Genomic DNA, 14,121 nt, shown 5'->3' with positions numbered 1-14,121 from the left:
CGGGCGCTTTACTCGGAAGAACACATGGCGCATGATTCCGGCGTTATCCTGTGGGGGCGGACATGCATCTGAAACGACTGGCGATCATCGCGTTTGCGGGGGGCCTTGCGCTCTGCGGGGCAAGCCCAAGCCTTGCGCAGGGGATCGAGACCATCGACCGGCCCTCCGAAATGCCGCCCGCCAGCTTTTCGGGTCGCCAGTTCGTGGACAGCCGGGGGTGCGTGTTCGTGCGTGCCGGGTTCGACGGCGCGGTGATCTGGGTGCCGCGCGTGACGCGTGACCGCGATCAGATCTGCGGCTATGCGCCGACCTTTGGCGGCACCCGTGCCGCTGCGGAACCGGTGCGCACCCCCGCGCGCGCAACGCCGCCCGTGGTTGCCGCGCCAAAGCCCGCGCCGAGACTTGCCGCCAAACCGGCGCCGGCCCCCCGGCCCAAACCCGCAGCCACCCCCCGGCCCAAACGCGCTGCCGATCCGGGCAAGCCGATCGAAACCGTCGCCGCGCGCCGCGCGCCGGTGGTCAAGGCCCCCGCGTCAAAGCCGCCTTTGGCGCCGCCGCCCGCCACCGTGGTGCGCCAGATGCCCGCGACCCCGACGGCCAGACAGGGCGCCGGGTCGATCTGCGCGCCCGGACAGATGGGCAATGTCGAACACAACGGTCGGGTCGTGCGCTGCGGGCCGCAAAGCGAACCCTATGTGACCGAAGTCGGGCGCGGCAAGGCACCGGCGAGGGCCAGGGTCTATCGCAATCAGGGCGCGGGGCGGGGCAGCTGGGATGACAGCCGCCTTGAGGGCACGACGCCCTTTGCCGAAGTCTCCCGATCCGACATTCCCCTTGCGGGCGTGGCGCCGCGGGCGCGCATCGTTCCGGATCAGGTGTGGCGCGGGCGCGCCCATGTCGCGCCGATCGTGCCGTCGGGGTATCGGCCCGCGTGGGAAGACGACCGCCTGAACCCTTACCGCGCATGGCAGACGGTCGACGGCTATTACGAAACCCAGCGACGCTGGACCAACACCGTTCCGCGTGAAAATCCGGCGCCGGCGAAATCGCGCTATGTGCGTGCCAAGGACCCCGTCCTGGACTATCCCGCCGGGGTCGTGCGCGCGCCGAATGTGTCTTTGCGGGGGCCGGTGGTGTCGACCCGTTCGGCCCCGGTTGCGCCCGAGGGCTTAGATACGACGCGCTATGTCGAGATCGGCCTGTTCACATCGGGGCAGGGTGCGGCAGAGGCTGCCGCGCGGCTTGGCTCGGCGGGGCTGCCGGTGCGCTATCTGGACGGAGCCAGTGACCGCGCCGGGGCACGGCGCGTCGTGGTCGGCCCCTACAGCGACCAGCGGGCGCTGGACGCGGCGCTGCGGCGCGTGCGGGCGGTGGGCTATGTTCAGGCCTATCTGCGCTAGGGCGACGGCGGGTCAGCCGCTGCAAATACCCTGAAGCCGCACCCAGTCCGCGTCGGACAGCACGGGGCGGCTGCCATCGGTGGCATGCGGGTCCGCGTCGATCAGATCGAAGGTGCTTTCTCCGCTTCCATCCAGTGCGAAAGCGTAAGGCGTGCTGCGCAGTTGCGCGGCATCGAAAGCCGCAAGCAGATCCTGGGTGGGCACAGGTCTGACCGTGCGGGTCAGCAGCGATTCCGCATAGCGGTCAAGCGCCGCCTCGGGCAACTGGCCGGTGGTCAGAAGCTGTAGCGCCGCCCACAGGCCTGCGTGGTCCAGCAACTCTCCGAGCGGATCGGCGCGGCGCGCCCGCAGCGCTTCCGTCAGGATGTAGCCCGCCGCGATGTCGGGATCTTCGTGCGCCTCAAGAATGGTGCGGTTCATCAGGATAAGCCCGCCCGGCAGATGCGCGGTGTCGCGCACGCCATCGGGCAGGACGACAAGATCGCCCTGCCGCGCCTCGCCCAGGATGCGCAGGGCGAGATGGCGCAGCGGGGTGCGCGCCTCGTCGGTCATGCAGGGCTGGCCGGCGATGCGGGTGATGCGCGATAGCAGCGCCGCGCCGATCTCGTCGCGCTTGACCGTCGGGACCACCTGTTCGGTGTGGGCCACAAGCGCGCCGGGCAGCCAGAACACCACCGCGCCCAGCACCGCCGCTGCGAATCCCGACAGCAGCGCAACACGCAGCTTTCCGGGCTTTGGCCGTCGCCGGTCGATCGCCCTGAGCAGCCGTTCGATGGCGTCGATCATGTCTTCGGCGTCGTCACGCAATTCCAGCGTTTCATCGGCATCGCCGTCGGGATGGTAGATGGCGGGACGCTGGCCCTTGTTGGCGCGCCGCACGGCGGCGAGCGACCAATGCGCCAGCGCACGCCCCGAAAATTCCGAGATGGTCAATGAAGCATCGCCAAGCGACACGATCACCTCGCGGCGCTGCGCGTCCGGTTCGGGGCGCCAGAGGCCAGAGGCCTCCAGGCGATCATACTCCTTGAGTGCGGTCATGGGGTTGGGCTGCTCTGCCTCGTTTCCAGGCAACACTAGCATGGGGCCGCATGCGGGAGCAATGCACGCCACGCGGGAAACCGGCACGGCGGCCGGGATGGATCCGGGTCGGGTGGCTGAGATTTAGTTAACAATATGTTAATACTTGCGCGGCACGCTAAGACCTACAAGTTTAAATGGTATCCAAATGATCGCGGTCGGTATGGAGCGGTTTTCTGCGGTGGGCATGCTGTCGCTCGCGATGGCCGTGATCCTGTGCGCCGGGCTGATCGAAAGCCTGCTTGCCCGTCCGGATGGCACGACCGCCCACATGAGCGTTCCGTCGGCGGTGGTATTCGCGGTTTTTGCCGCGCATCTTGCGCTGATAGACCGCTGCGGCGTCGCGCGCAGCTGTGCCTGCGTGACCACCGCGCTGATCGGGGGGCTGTCTTGCCTGTCACTGCTTGAAATGCCGCTGGCGCCCCACCTTGACCAGATCGGGCGTCTTACCAGGGCGCTCTGCCTGCATCCGCTAGGATTTTCGGGCAAGGTTTCGGTTTCGCTTGAATTGCTTGGAATGCTCGGGGCTGTTGCCCTGCTCAGCCGGTCCGGATTTGCGACCCTGTCGGTGCTGGCCGCGCTGGCGCTGATGCTTCGGATCAAGATCGCGGTGCTTGAAACGGTACTGACGGGGGTGATGCTGGACGCGGATCTGGCGATCTGGACGATTCTCTGCGCCTGGTGCCTGGAATTCGCCCTGGTGACACTGCTGCGAAACGAGACGCTGTTTTCCTGTCTGTTCATGCCCGGACGGCCCGGAAATGTGATGCGCTGGATGGCGGCGGCCGCGGTTCTGGTGCCGCTGCTGACGGGGGCGCTGTTCGTGCGACTGGCCGGGGGCGGACCCGGGGAACTGAACCGGATCGCCGTTCTGTGCGGGGTGCTGGGCTGGGCCATGCTGCTGATCGCGCTGGCCTTTGGTCACTACCTTCAGTCGATCATCGAACAACTTGAGGAGACCGGCCGCCGCGACCCACTGACACGGTTGTTGAACCGTCATGGCCTGGCGCAGGAACTGCGCCGGTCCCGCACGCGCTATCGCGGCTTGATCCTGTGCGATCTGGATCGGTTCAAGTCGATCAACGACAGGTTCGGCCACGACCAGGGCGACCGGGTTCTGCGCGGGGTCGCCGATGCCTTGACCGCGGCCCTGTCGCAGGACAATGCCTTGCTGGCCCGTTGGGGCGGCGAGGAATTCCTTATCCTGCTGACCGAAGAGCGCGAGGCGGCGCTGCGCGATATTGCTGAACGCTGCCGCAACGCGATCTCGGAAATGCCCGAAGGAGGCCTGTGCGGGATGTCCGGTCAGGGCGCATCGGCGTCTTTTGGATGCGCCCGGCTGCCGCCGGGCGAACCGGGGCTGGAACAGGCGCTTCAGGCGGCGGACCGGTCGCTTTACGCGGCAAAGGTGTCGGGTCGAAACCGCGTCGTGGTTTCGACCCCGAACGACTATCGGCGGGCGCCGGTGGCGGATCCGCTTTGACCCTGTGCCTCAGACCTCGCGCGCGCGTGCCCGCAGGACGAATTTCTGGATTTTCCCGGTCGAGGTTTTGGGAAGCTCTTCGAAAACAACGCGCTTGGGGGTCTTGAACCCGGCCAGCCTTTGGCGGGCAAAGCCGATCAACTCGGCCTCGGTCGCCGTGTGCTGCGGCTTCAGCTCGACGAAGGCACAAGGCACCTCGCCCCATGTATCGTCGGGTTTGGCGACGACGGCGCACAGCAGCACCGCCTCATGCGCCATCAGCGTGTTCTCGACCTCGACCGAGCTGATGTTTTCGCCCCCCGAAATGATGATGTCCTTGGCGCGATCGGCGATTTGCAGATAGCTGTCGGGGTAAAGCACGGCAATGTCGCCGGAATGGAAATACCCGCCCTGAAACGCCTCGCGCGTGGCCTTGGGCGCCTTGAGATACCCCTTCATTACCCCATTGCCGCGGTGCATGATCTCGCCCTTGGTGTCGCCGTCGGGCGTGACGGGCCGCATCGCGTCGTCCACCACGGTGACGTGTTCCATAAACGGCATGGCGACGCCCTGACGGGCCTTGCGCGCGGCACGTTCTTCGCCTTGCAAGTGATCCCAGCCCCCTTGCCAGGCGCATTCCACGTCAGGCCCGTAGGTTTCGGTCAGCCCGTAAACCTGCGTCACGTTGAACCCCATCGTCTCGATCTTGGCCAGCGTCGCGGGGGCGGGGGGGGCGCCGGCGGTGAACACCTCGACAAGCTGGTCGAACGGCCGCCGGTCGGATTCGGCGGCATTGACGAGCATGTTCAGCACGATGGGGGCACCGCCGAAATGGGTGACGCCATGGTCGGCGATGGCGTCATAGATGTTGCGCGCCGTGATGTCGCGGCAGCACACGACAGTGCCCCCGACCGCAGGCATCATCCAGGTATGACACCAGCCATTGCAGTGAAACAGCGGCACGATGGTCAGGTAGACCGGGTGCAGCACCATGCGCCAGCTCAGTACCTGGCCCATGGCGTTCAGATAGGCGCCGCGGTGGTGATAGACCACGCCCTTGGGGCGCCCCGTGGTGCCCGAGGTATAGTTGAGCGCGAGGCTTTCCCATTCGTCCTCGGGCAGGATCCAGTCGAAATCGGGGTCGCCGGTTTGCAGGAAATCCTCGTATTCCATGTAATCGCCAAAGGCATGCGCACCGCCGTGGGGGTCTGCGACCTCGATGACGGCGGGCGGGTCCTGTTCCATCAGCTCCAGCGCCTCGGCCAGATGCGGGATGAACTGCGGATCGCAGAGCACCACCCTGGCTTCGCCGTGGTCCAGAATATAGGCGATGGTATCGACGTCCAGACGGGTGTTGATGGCGTTGAGAACGGCACCGCAGGCGGGCACGCCGAAATGCGCCTCGGCCTGGGCCGGGATATTGGGCAGAAGGGTCGCGACCACATCGCCCGGCGCCACGCCAATTCGTGTCAGCGCCGAGGCAAGTCGGCTGACGCGGCGGTGATACTCGGCATAGGTCTTGCGATGGGGGCCGTAGACCACGGCCAGATGATCGGGCCAGACCTGAACGGCCCGCTTCAGGAACGACAACGGGGTCAGCGGCACATAGTTCGCAGCGCATTTCCCAAGCCCGGTTTCGTTGGCAAGCCAGCCCATGACATTTTACTCCCGCATCTGATCTTCGGGGGGACTATGCAAGTAAGCGCGCGCGTGGAAAAGGGCAGAATGGGGCATGACGGGCGGTCCGCGCAAGGCTAGGCTCGCGGGCATGATAATCTCGCCCCGCCGCCGTTATATCTTTGTGCACATACCGAAAACCGGCGGAACCTCGATGGCGGCGGCGCTGGAGGCGCGGGCCCACCGCGATGACATTCTGATCGGGGACACGCCAAAGGCGCTGCGGCGGCGCGGCCGACTCGCGGCGCTGCCCGCAAGGGGACGGCTGTGGAAACACGCGACGCTGGCGGACATCGACGGCATCCTGACCTCGGCAGAGATCGCACGGATGTTTACCTTCACGCTGGTGCGCAACCCGTGGGACCGGGTGGTCAGCTATTATCACTGGCTGCAAGGGCAGGCCTTTGCGCACCCCGCTGTGGCCCGTGCCAAAACGCTGGCATTCGCGCAGTTTGTTCAGCACCCCGCCACGCTTGCCAGCCTCGCCGCCCATCCGGCCCGTCACTACATGCGCGACGCCGGCGGGGTCGAGCGCGCGCTGCTTTACCTTCGGCTTGAGGAACTTGAAGCGGATATGGCGCCCCTTGTCGCGCATCTGGGATTTCGCCCCGACATCGGCCATGCCAATGCGTCGCCGCGCGGTCGAGACTGGCGCCCCTATTACGACGCCGACAGCGCCGATGCGGTGGCAAAAAGCTGCGCCGATGACATTTCACGCTTTGGCTATCGCTTCGGCTGAAAGACAGGCGGCGCAGAGCCATCCCAGCTGGAAGGATGCGACCGCGACGGCCTGCGTCCGGCGGGGGGACGATTTGCGGCGTCGTGCCGCCCGCGCGTCAGGATATGGCGGCAGGTTCGCAGGCGTCACCGGAACGCCCGTCGTCGTTGGCCACGATGCGCCAGCTTGCCCGGGCGATGGAGCCTCTGGCGAACCCGGCGCGGTTCACGTCTGGCCGCCCCGACCCAAGCGTCCCTGGGGCGCCGAGGCATGCGTCCGGAATTATCCCCGCCGGACATGTCCGCCACGCCGGTCGGGCGCGCCGTCAGCCGGGGGGGCGCTTGGCACGGGCGCGCGAGGGCTTGGGTGCAACCTTGGCTTCGATATGCGCGATCACCAGCCCCGCGATGTCCTTGCCCGAGGTGCGTTCGATCCCTTCCAGCCCCGGCGAGCTGTTGACCTCAAGCACCTTGGGTCCGTCTTCGCCGCGCAAAAGGTCCACGCCGGCCACGTCAAGCTTCATGGTGCGCGCGGCGCGGATCGCGGTTTCGCGTTCCTGGCGCGAGATGCGCACAGGCTCGGCCGTGCCGCCCTGATGCAGGTTGGAGCGGAAATCGTCGGGCTTGCCCCGGCGGCGCATCGCGGCCACCACCTTGCCGCCCACGACAAAGCAGCGGATGTCTTCGCCCGCCGCTTCCTTGACGAAGCTTTGCACAAGAAAGTCCGCGCGCAGGCCCTGAAACGCCGAAATCACCGATTCCGCCGCCTTTTTGGTTTCCGCCAGCACCACCCCCTTGCCTTGCGTGCTTTCCAGCAGTTTCAGCACCAGCGGGGCGCCCCCCACCAGGCTGATGACGTTGGCCGAATCCTTGGGGCTGCGGGCAAAGGCGGTTGTCGGCATGCCGATCTGCACCCGTGCCAGAACCTGGTGCGCGTGCAGCTTGTCGCGCGACATGGTGATGCCTTCGGACCCCGACAGGCAGTAGGTGCCGATGCTTTCGAACTGGCGCACCACCGCCGTGCCGTAAGATGTAATCGAGGCCCCGATGCGCGGGATCACCGCGTCGTAATGGGGCAGGCGGCGGCCGTCGTAATGGACCTCTCCGCCGACGGAATGGATGTTCATGTAGCAACGAGAGGTGTCGATCACCTCCATCGAATGGCCGCGCATTTCCGCCGCCGCGATCAGCTTGCGGGTCGAGTAGTTTTCCGGCTCGCGGGTCAGGATCGCCATGCGCAGGGCGCGGCGGTGCCGTTCGCTGCGCGGGATGCCGTGATAGGCGTCAAACGACAGTTCGGGCTGGCAGAAGCTGTTGCTGGGCGACACGATCATGTCGTCATCCAGCGCCGTGCGCCCCAGCAGCATCCGATAGGCCATGGACCCGCGATCGGTCAGCGTAACCTCGATGGGCCAGCTGCGCTCGCCCATGTTCACAGTCGTCTCGATCACAAAGCGCAGTTCGGTTTCGCCATTCGACGATGTGACCTCGCGGCGGTCCTTCATCGGGGCCGAACAGATCATCTCCAGATGCGGATCGTTTGGATCGGGGTGGATGGCAAAGCGCACCATCGGTTTCTTGGTCGATCCGAACGGTTCGATGGCAAAGGCGTGCAGCGCCGAGGTGCGGGCCCCGGTATCGACCTTGGCGCGCACCGCTGGCAGGCCGAGGTCGGGCAGCGAAAGCCATTCCTCCCATCCGAGCGTGAACTGAGACATGCCGAGATCCTTTCCGATGGGCCGGTTGCGCGCTGTAGCGCCGCAATGTCACAGGCACAATACGGTACAGAGGGCGGCGGCGATGTTGGCCACGGCATGCCATTGTGTGCGCAAGGTGCAGCGATGACGCTGAAAAATGCCTGAACCGGTGTATCCTAACGCATCGCGGTATCCGCGGGGTTGGCTTTTCGCGCATATGGCGAAAAAAAATCTCAGTTTTGCAGAAATGGGTGCACACTGGGCCAAACCACAACCAGCGGGAGGCCACCATGGGGGCGACACTTCGGGACGGTGACGGAAAGCTGTCACTGACGACGCGGATCTTGCTTGCGATGGGCGCGGGGCTGGTGCTGGGGGTGATCCTCAACATGGCGCAGATCGCTTTCATCAACACGCATGTGGTGGGCGGGCTGTTCTACATGATCGGGCGGATGTTCGTGAACGCGTTGCAGATGCTGGTGGTGCCGCTGGTGTTCTTTTCGCTCATCACCGGGGTCGCGGGGATCGGCGATATCCGTATCCTGGGGCGCGTGGGGGGCAAGAGCTTTGCGCTGTACCTTGCGACGACCGGTACGGCGATCGCGGTCGCGATCCTGATTGCTCTGGCGGTGGCGCCGGGGGACGGGTTCGTGATGGACGGCATCGACACGGCGGGTATCGCGGGGCGGGATGCGCCCAGCGTCTGGGATACCTTTGCCGCCATCGTGCCGCGCAACCCGTTTGCGGCCTTTGCGGGCGGCGAGATGCTGCAGATCATCTGTTACACCATCATTCTCGGGGTGGCGGCTTTGATGCTGGCCGAACGGTCGACGCCGTTCGTGCAGGCCTGCGAATACATGAACGAGCTGATGATGAAGGTGGTGCAGATCGTCATGGCCTTTGCGCCCTATGGCGTGTTCTGCCTGATCGCCAAGACCTTTACCGAACAGGGCGTGGGGCTGTTCATCCCGGTGATGTCGTATGTGCTTGTGCTGGTGGGGGCGTTGTTGCTGCATATGTTCGGCACGCTGATGCTGTTCCTCAAGCTGATTTCGGGGCTCAACCCGATCATCTTCCTGAAAAAGATCCGCCCGGCGCAGGTCTTTGCCTTTTCCACCGCGTCATCCAACGCGACCATCCCCGTCACGCTGCGCTGCGTGACCGAAAGGATGGGCGTCAACAATTCGGTGGCCGCGTTCACCGTGCCCTTCGGGGCGACCATCAACATGGACGGCACCGCGATCATGCAGGGCGTGGCGACGGTGTTTCTGGCCAATGTCTACGGCATCGACCTTGGCCTTGGCGGCTATGTCACGGTGATCGCCATGGCGGTGCTGGCGTCGATCGGCACGGCGGGGGTTCCGGGCGTGGGGCTTGTGATGCTGACCATGGTGCTTGGTCAGGTGGGGCTGCCGATCGAAGGCATCGCGCTGATCCTTGGGGTGGACCGGTTGATGGACATGATCCGCACCGCCGTGAACATCACCGGCGATGCCGTGGTGACGGCCATCGTGGCCAGAGGCGAGGCCCAGATCGACATGGAGGTGTACGCGGACCCCCTTGCAGGCGACAGGACCGGGGACGATCTGCACATCGACGAGGATGCCGAGCTGATCCTTGCCGAAGCCGCGCAGAAGCCGGCGCAATGACAGCGGCGCCGCGTGCGCCTTACCAGACCGACTGGCGGGCGCGGGACAGAAAGAACCCGTGCCCGCCGGCGTTGCGGCACTCCAGCCCCTTTGTGCTGGAGGTGCAGCGGATGCCGCCGAAATCCCAGCTCTGGCCATATTCAAGCACCTGCGGGCCGGGGCCCGCGGGCCGCGCATAGGACAGGCCCGGCTGGTCGCATTCGATGGTGACCGGGCCGCGATCGTTCATCCAGACGGTGTGCCCCGATCGGCTGCATCCTCCGGCTCGGGGCAGGGTGGGCGTGCGGTCGTAGATGGTGCAGCTGACGTCGCTGCTGTCGCGTCCCAGCCCGACAGAGCAGGAAATATTGCCCGAGGGCGTGTCGAAATAATCGACATCCGCCAGCGCCGGAGAGGCGCCCATCACGGCGGCGAGGTAAAGATATCTGAACATGACGCGTCTCGATTCCGTGGCAACCACCGGGGCAGTGTTTCGCCTGGTGGCGGCGTCGTCAAGCGCGGCGTCCCGGAACGCCTCGACCGCGCCGGGGCCTGTTCGGGCGCTGTGGCCGACAGCGGCGGATCGGCCCGCGCGGCGACGGCCAGCAGCAGGGCCGGGGTCGCGCGCGGGACAGGGCATGGCACAGGTGCGAAGCCGCGAACGAGGCAGATGCGCCCCTGCCTCGCCGCCTGCCGTGGGGGCCGGGCCGGATCACCGGCCGTCCCGCTGCCAGTATCCGGTCGTCAGTATCCGGCGATCATTTCCGCCTGTTTGACGATCACTTCGGCCTGTTTGATCGACGCGATGTCGACCAGGCGGCCCTTGTAGACCGTCGCACCCTCGCCCTTGGCCTTGGCGTCTTCCATGGCGGCAAGGATTTCGCGTGCTTCGGCGACGGCGGTTTCGGAGGGGGTGAACACGTCGTTGGCCAATGCCACCTGCTTGGGGTGGATCGCCCATTTGCCGACCATCCCAAGCGTGGCCGAGCGCAGCGCCTGCGCGCGAAAGCCTTCATCATCGCTGAAATCGCCGAACGGGCCATCGACCGGCAAAACGCCATGGGTGCGGCAGGCGGCGACGATGGCGGCCTGCGCCCAGTGCCACGGGTCCGACCAATGCTTGGCCCCATCGTGCAGCATGTAGTAATTTTCCTGCGTGCCGCCGATGCCGGTGGTGGACATGCCCATGGAGGCCGCGAAATCGGCGGCGCCAAGGCTCATGGCTTCAAGGCGGGGCGAGGCGGCGGCGATTTCCTCGACATGGGCGATGCCTGCGGCGGATTCGATAATGACCTCGAACTTGATCGGCCTGGTGCGGCCCCGCGCGCGTTCCACCGCCGTCACCAGCGCATCCACGGCATAGATGTCGGCGGCGCAACCGACCTTGGGGATCATGATCTGGTCGATCCGATCGGACGCCTTTTCCAGCAGGTCGACCACGTCGCGATACCAATAAGGCGTGTCCAGCCCGTTGATGCGCACCGACAGCGTCTTCTTGCCCCAGTCGATGTCGCCGATGGCCTGAATGATGTTGGCGCGCGCGCTGTCCTTGTCCGAGGGCGCGACGCTGTCTTCCAGATCAAGGTTGATGACATCCGCCGCCGAGCCTGCCATCTTGTCAAAGATCGCGGGGCGCGAGCCGGGGCCGAAAAGCTGGCAGCGGTTCGGGCGGGCCGGGGGCGTGGGCTGGATGCGGAAGCTCATGAGATCTCCTCTGGTTGGATCGGCTTGAAACGATGTTTCGTTTTTTCCTGCGTAGGGGTTATTAAATTAGGTCGCGTCTCACAAGCGGATTTTGCGGGGTGCGCGGGCTGGGCGCGCCTGCGGGCCATCAATGGCAGCGCGCCTGCGGATGTTGCCATGCGCGCGCAGCTGACGCCAAGCTTGCGTTCACATCGAACATGAACGCGGCGAAAGCACACGCATATGACCGACATCGCGGGGCGATGCCTTTGCGGGGCTTTATAGCGTCACGCTTGATGATCGGGCTTTTTCACCCTCGATGCTGCCACGACGAGGCAGATCTTCGCTGCATCCGCCCGGCCCGGAACGGTTGTGCCCGCGCGCAGGTCGGCCGTTCGGGAGGCCGTTCGGGAGCACGCGGCGAGGCATCGGACGGCGCGCCCGACCCCCGTTTGTTCTGGACAGCCGGTCGCGGCCGGGACGCTGGCGCGCGACTGAAAACTGCCTCCGGCACCACATGCCAGGCTGCCGCACTGGACGGCGAGCGCGCGCTTTGCCCAGGGCAATGGTAAATCTTTTGAGCAGATCGTCCCCCCAGAGCAGATTCTTCGCGAAGCCATCCGCCGCGACCGCGAAAACGGCATCGCCTTGCGCCATTGCCACGCTAGGGTTCGACCAAATCGCATGACGGGGCCGCGGGCCCCGAACGAACAAGGAGACTGCCATGATCAAGACCCCCTATCTGCTGTTCCTCGGCGACGCGCCCGATCCGCTCGCTGCCAAGGTCGCCCAGGGGATCAAGGACTGGCGCCCGGAAAACTGCGTCGGCCAGCTGCGCCTTGAGGGCTGCAAGGCCGACATGAAGCTGCCCGACATGACCCTGGCCGAAGCCAGGGCCGCCGGTGCCAGGACGCTGGTGATCGGCGTGGCGAACCGGGGCGGCATGATCTCGCAGACCTGGAAAAAGGTGCTGGTCGAGGCGCTGGAAGAAGGGTTCGACCTGGCGTCGGGCCTGCACAACCTGCTGCGCGACGAAGAAGACCTTGCCGCCGTCGCCAAGGCCACCGGCCGGAACCTGTGGGACGTGCGCATCCCGTCCGTCAAGTATCCCATCGCCAACGGCGAGCCGCGCAAGGGCAAGCGCCTGCTGGCCGTTGGCACCGATTGTTCGGTGGGCAAGATGTACACCGCGCTGGCGCTGGATGCGGCGATGCGCGAACAGGGCATGAAGTCGACCTTCCGCGCCACTGGCCAGACCGGCATCCTGATCACCGGAGACGGCGTGCCGCTGGATGCCGTCATCGCCGATTTCATGGCGGGCTCGATCGAATATCTGACCCCCGACAATGACGATGACCACTGGGACATCATCGAAGGCCAGGGGTCGCTGTTCCATGTGTCTTATTCCGGCGTGACCATGGCGCTGGTGCATGGCGGGCAGCCCGACGCGCTGATCCTGTGCCACGAACCGACTCGCACCCATATGCGCGGCCTGCCGGGCCATCAATTGCCGACACTGGAAGCGGTGCGCGACATGGCGCTGACGCTGGCGCGGGTCGCCAACCCGGCGTGCAAGGCGATTGGCGTGTCGATCAACACCCAGCACATGGGCGATCAGGAGGCGCTGGACTATTGCGCCGAGGTCGAGGCGCGCCTTGGCCTGCCGACGGTCGATCCGTACCGCCACGGAGCCGACCGTCTGGTCGATGCGGTTGCCGCCTGCTGATCCCTCGGGCGGGATTGCACGCCATACGCGCGGCGGTGTCCAACGCACCGCCGCGTCTGATTTACCGGACAGACGAAAGAACAGGCGCATGAGCATCAAGGTAACACGGGACAGGTTCAAGCTGGCGCAGGTCTTTACCATTTCGCGCGGCAGCCGGATCGAAACCAATGTGCTGACGGTCAGGATCACCCGCAATGGCGTGACCGGCTGGGGTGAATGCGTGCCCTATGCGCGCTACGGCGAAACCCTTGACAGCGTCGAGGCGCAGATCGCGGGCCTGCCTGACGATGTCACGCTTGAAACGCTGCAAACGCTGCTGCCCGCGGGGGCGGCGCGCAACGCGGTGGATTGCGCCCTGTGGGATCTGGAGGCGAAAACCAGTGGCAAGCGCGTCTGGGAACTGCTTGGGATGCCGAAACCGGGGCCGGAAATCACCGCTTATACGCTGTCGCTCGACACGCCCGAAACGATGCAGGCGCAGGCGGCAAAAAACGCCTTTCGCCCGTTGCTCAAGATCAAGCTGGGCACGCCGGATGACATGCCCCGTCTCGAAGCGGTGCGTGCCGGCGCGCCCGACAGCACCATCATCGTCGATGCGAACGAAGGCTGGTCGGCGCAGGTATACGCCGATCTGGCGCCCCATCTGCTGCGTCTTGGCGTGGCGATGGTAGAGCAGCCGCTGCCTGCGGGGGATGACGAGGCGCTGATCGGAATGGATCGCCCTGTACCCGTTTGCGCCGACGAATCCGCCCATGATCGCGCCTCGTTGCCCAAGCTCACGGGGAAGTACGACTTCGTCAACATCAAGCTCGACAAGACCGGCGGGCTGACCGAGGCGCTGAAACTGCGCGAGGCGGCATTGGCGCAAGGCTACGGCGTGTTCGTCGGCTGCATGGTCGGCTCGTCGCTGGCCATGGCGCCCGCCGTGCTGCTTGCGCAGGGGGCGGGGTTCACCGATCTGGATGGTCCGCTGCTGCTGGGCGAAGACCGCGACGTGCCGCTGCTGTTCGACGAGGCGGGCGTGCACCCGTCTTCGCCCCACCTCTGGGGCTAA

At 65.8% G+C, this 14,121-nt stretch carries 11 protein-coding genes; 6 read left to right on the top strand and 5 right to left on the bottom strand.

Annotated elements, in window-relative coordinates; genetic code table 11:
- The first annotated feature begins 62 nt into the window (after nt 1-62).
- A complete protein-coding gene (locus tag ATI53_RS07810; protein WP_111550130.1) occupies nt 63-1,400 on the top strand; it encodes an SPOR domain-containing protein in 1,338 nt (445 codons plus the stop codon).
- A 12-nt stretch (nt 1,401-1,412) separates the two neighbouring features.
- Here ATI53_RS07810 and ATI53_RS07805 read toward each other — a convergent pair whose 3' ends face one another.
- Nucleotides 1,413-2,438, bottom strand: coding sequence for a hypothetical protein (locus tag ATI53_RS07805; RefSeq protein WP_111550129.1), 1,026 nt, complete (start codon nt 2,436-2,438; stop codon nt 1,413-1,415).
- Between the two features lie 187 nt (nt 2,439-2,625).
- Between ATI53_RS07805 and ATI53_RS07800 the strand changes: the two genes are divergently transcribed.
- Entirely contained in the window at nt 2,626-3,960 is a 1,335-nt protein-coding gene (locus tag ATI53_RS07800) for a GGDEF domain-containing protein (RefSeq protein WP_111550128.1), read from the top strand.
- Between the two features lie 9 nt (nt 3,961-3,969).
- Here the strand turns inward: ATI53_RS07800 and ATI53_RS07795 are convergent, their stop codons facing one another.
- Nucleotides 3,970-5,595 (bottom strand): AMP-binding protein, encoded by a 1,626-nt coding sequence (locus ATI53_RS07795; RefSeq protein ID WP_009502742.1) that lies wholly within the window; start codon nt 5,593-5,595, stop codon nt 3,970-3,972.
- Between the two features lie 112 nt (nt 5,596-5,707).
- On the opposite strand from ATI53_RS07795, the gene ATI53_RS07790 reads away from it, so the two are divergent.
- On the top strand, nt 5,708-6,355 hold the full coding sequence (locus ATI53_RS07790) for a sulfotransferase family 2 domain-containing protein (protein ID WP_009502741.1): 648 nt from the start codon (nt 5,708-5,710) through the stop codon (nt 6,353-6,355).
- A 304-nt stretch (nt 6,356-6,659) separates the two neighbouring features.
- Here the strand turns inward: ATI53_RS07790 and rimK are convergent, their stop codons facing one another.
- Nucleotides 6,660-8,051, bottom strand: coding sequence for a 30S ribosomal protein S6--L-glutamate ligase (rimK, locus tag ATI53_RS07785; protein ID WP_111550127.1), 1,392 nt, complete (start codon nt 8,049-8,051; stop codon nt 6,660-6,662).
- 269 nt (nt 8,052-8,320) lie between these two features.
- On the opposite strand from rimK, the gene ATI53_RS07780 reads away from it, so the two are divergent.
- The gene (locus ATI53_RS07780) at nt 8,321-9,679 is read left to right on the top strand and encodes a dicarboxylate/amino acid:cation symporter (RefSeq protein ID WP_009502739.1); all 1,359 of its coding nucleotides are present in this window, start codon (nt 8,321-8,323) and stop codon (nt 9,677-9,679) included.
- 19 nt (nt 9,680-9,698) lie between these two features.
- Here ATI53_RS07780 and ATI53_RS07775 read toward each other — a convergent pair whose 3' ends face one another.
- Together ATI53_RS07775 and ATI53_RS07770 are read right to left on the bottom strand one after the other, a co-directional pair.
- Entirely contained in the window at nt 9,699-10,112 is a 414-nt protein-coding gene (locus ATI53_RS07775) for a DUF6636 domain-containing protein (RefSeq protein WP_009502738.1), read from the bottom strand.
- A 290-nt stretch (nt 10,113-10,402) separates the two neighbouring features.
- Nucleotides 10,403-11,362, bottom strand: a complete 960-nt coding sequence (locus ATI53_RS07770) for an L-malyl-CoA/beta-methylmalyl-CoA lyase (RefSeq protein WP_111550126.1) — start codon at nt 11,360-11,362, stop codon at nt 10,403-10,405.
- Nucleotides 11,363-12,065: 703 nt separating this feature from the next.
- Here ATI53_RS07770 and dgcN point away from each other — a divergent pair.
- Together dgcN and dgcA are read left to right on the top strand one after the other, a co-directional pair.
- A complete protein-coding gene (gene dgcN, locus ATI53_RS07765) occupies nt 12,066-13,067 on the top strand; it encodes an N-acetyltransferase DgcN (RefSeq protein ID WP_111550125.1) in 1,002 nt (333 codons plus the stop codon).
- An 88-nt stretch (nt 13,068-13,155) separates the two neighbouring features.
- Nucleotides 13,156-14,121 (top strand): N-acetyl-D-Glu racemase DgcA, encoded by a 966-nt coding sequence (gene dgcA / locus ATI53_RS07760; protein WP_111550124.1) that lies wholly within the window; start codon nt 13,156-13,158, stop codon nt 14,119-14,121.

The organism is Salipiger aestuarii, assembly GCF_003259905.1.
Classification (GTDB): Bacteria; Pseudomonadota; Alphaproteobacteria; order Rhodobacterales; family Rhodobacteraceae; genus Salipiger; species Salipiger aestuarii.
Note: the sequence above shows the minus strand (reverse complement) of the source record. Positions and strands in the feature narration are given on the sequence as shown.

Bases quoted from the DNA above. Each gene is read 5' to 3' on its own strand.
- ATI53_RS07780 (WP_009502739.1), top strand. From the start codon at position 8,321: ATGGGGGCGACACTTCGGGACGGTGACGGAAAGCTGTCACTGACGACG.
- dgcN (WP_111550125.1), top strand. From the start codon at position 12,066: ATGATCAAGACCCCCTATCTGCTGTTCCTCGGCGACGCGCCCGATCCG.
- ATI53_RS07795 (WP_009502742.1), bottom strand. From the start codon at position 5,595: ATGGGCTGGCTTGCCAACGAAACCGGGCTTGGGAAATGCGCTGCGAAC.
- ATI53_RS07775 (WP_009502738.1), bottom strand. From the start codon at position 10,112: ATGTTCAGATATCTTTACCTCGCCGCCGTGATGGGCGCCTCTCCGGCG.
- rimK (WP_111550127.1), bottom strand. From the start codon at position 8,051: ATGTCTCAGTTCACGCTCGGATGGGAGGAATGGCTTTCGCTGCCCGAC.
- dgcA (WP_111550124.1), top strand. From the start codon at position 13,156: ATGAGCATCAAGGTAACACGGGACAGGTTCAAGCTGGCGCAGGTCTTT.
- ATI53_RS07770 (WP_111550126.1), bottom strand. From the start codon at position 11,362: ATGAGCTTCCGCATCCAGCCCACGCCCCCGGCCCGCCCGAACCGCTGC.
- ATI53_RS07810 (WP_111550130.1), top strand. From the start codon at position 63: ATGCATCTGAAACGACTGGCGATCATCGCGTTTGCGGGGGGCCTTGCG.
- ATI53_RS07790 (WP_009502741.1), top strand. From the start codon at position 5,708: ATGATAATCTCGCCCCGCCGCCGTTATATCTTTGTGCACATACCGAAA.
- ATI53_RS07800 (WP_111550128.1), top strand. From the start codon at position 2,626: ATGATCGCGGTCGGTATGGAGCGGTTTTCTGCGGTGGGCATGCTGTCG.
- ATI53_RS07805 (WP_111550129.1), bottom strand. From the start codon at position 2,438: ATGACCGCACTCAAGGAGTATGATCGCCTGGAGGCCTCTGGCCTCTGG.